Annotated in this window: 1 protein-coding gene and 1 pseudogene; one reads left to right on the top strand and one right to left on the bottom strand. The window is 57.8% G+C overall.

Annotated features, from left to right (window positions below):
- Positions 1-219: 219 nt before the first annotated feature.
- Positions 220-501 carry a hypothetical protein gene (locus IGS61_RS27670; RefSeq protein WP_230542495.1) on the top strand — a complete coding sequence of 94 codons (282 nt, stop codon included), beginning with the start codon at positions 220-222 and terminating at the stop codon, positions 499-501.
- Positions 502-731: 230 nt separating this feature from the next.
- Here IGS61_RS27670 and IGS61_RS27665 read toward each other — a convergent pair.
- Positions 732-1,325: pseudogene (locus IGS61_RS27665) on the bottom strand (hypothetical protein); the annotation flags it as partial.

The raw sequence follows: 1,325 nt of genomic DNA, 5'->3' as shown, positions 1-1,325 counted from the left end.
TTCCTTCGGATGCGCCTGCAGATAGTCGAGGGCAGCCGCCAGAGACACAAAGCCTGCATTCGCGCCGCCGGCCGTCAAGTGCACGTCGGGCGGGGTGGACTTGGTCCAGGAATTGGGGAAACTGGGATTCCCGATGGAAAAAGTATCGATGATTTCTTCGCGCAATGCCTCGCCTGCCTGAATAGGGTCAAAGCGCGTTGCGGGCACCGCATATTCAACATGGATACCCGCCAGTTCATTCCAGCCTTTTTTGTGTTTGAAGTCGTGGGCGTTATAAAAATAGGTGGGGTTGGAGAAATATACACCGTGAAATTACCTATCATTTCAAACAAATATTTCCCATGGAAATTAAAAAAAGTACCTTTACCATCATTTGATGAAGCTATGCCAGACACAGATCTGACCTCAGAGAAAATAGCAGGGTATTGTTCTACCATGTCGTCTTTCTTATTTGGCCTTACTTTCCCAAGGGTCCATAGCAGCTGCCATTCGGTTGGATAATCCTGACGCTGAAGGGGATTGAGCCACTGCACGCCCACCACTTGCGCCATGAATGGCTGGGCAATCATTTTTTCATTCTCACGGCCATCTTTGCTCGCCGGATGCGTCACGCACGCCGACAAAGCCAGGCCCGACAGCAGTGCCGCCAAGTTGCGAAAGGAAGAGAGAAGGTTCATTTTTCACCCTGGTCAGTTCATCAAGTACGCCATCTGGCGCGCCATTCCCATCGCCTACTTCGAATAACCCTGCTCATTGAACTGTCCCGCATCCAGCGTGGCCCAGGCATGCCGGATGCCCCACCACATCAGATAGGCATTGCCGCCGCCGCGCGCGCGGAACCACGGTTTCACGGGGTCGATCGGCCGCACCTTGGCCGGCGGCAAGATCAGCACGCCGGTCGTCTGATCCGCGTCGCTGGTGCCCGCCACCAGCACGTTCTGGCCAAAGTGATTCGCCTGCGCGATGCCCAGCGCCACATTCGTCAAGGCCGTGGCGGCGCCCATTTCGCCCAGCAAGGCTGGCGTATTGAAGGTCTGCTGGAGAAAATCGAAAGCCGGCACCTCGGTCGTCAAGGTCTGCGCCAGGTGGCCGATGCGGTCCGACGAGGCGGGATGCGTGTTGTGCGCATCGTGGATCACATAGCCGATATCCACCTCGCTCTTGCGCCCGTTGCCTGTCGCCTGCGCCAGGGTCGCCTGCCACGCCTGCACCGTGGGCGGCGGCAAGCCCTTCTGCGCCGTAAAGGCACCGACCTGCTGCGTGGCCGGATAGCCTATCCACGCCAGCGCATCGCGCTCCGTCTTGTAATGGGGGCCGGCCAGCAC

The sequence above is a fragment of the Janthinobacterium sp. FW305-129 genome, assembly GCF_020858115.1.
Taxonomy (GTDB): Bacteria; Pseudomonadota; Gammaproteobacteria; order Burkholderiales; family Burkholderiaceae_D; genus Janthinobacterium.
Note: the sequence above shows the minus strand (reverse complement) of the source record. Positions and strands in the feature narration are given on the sequence as shown.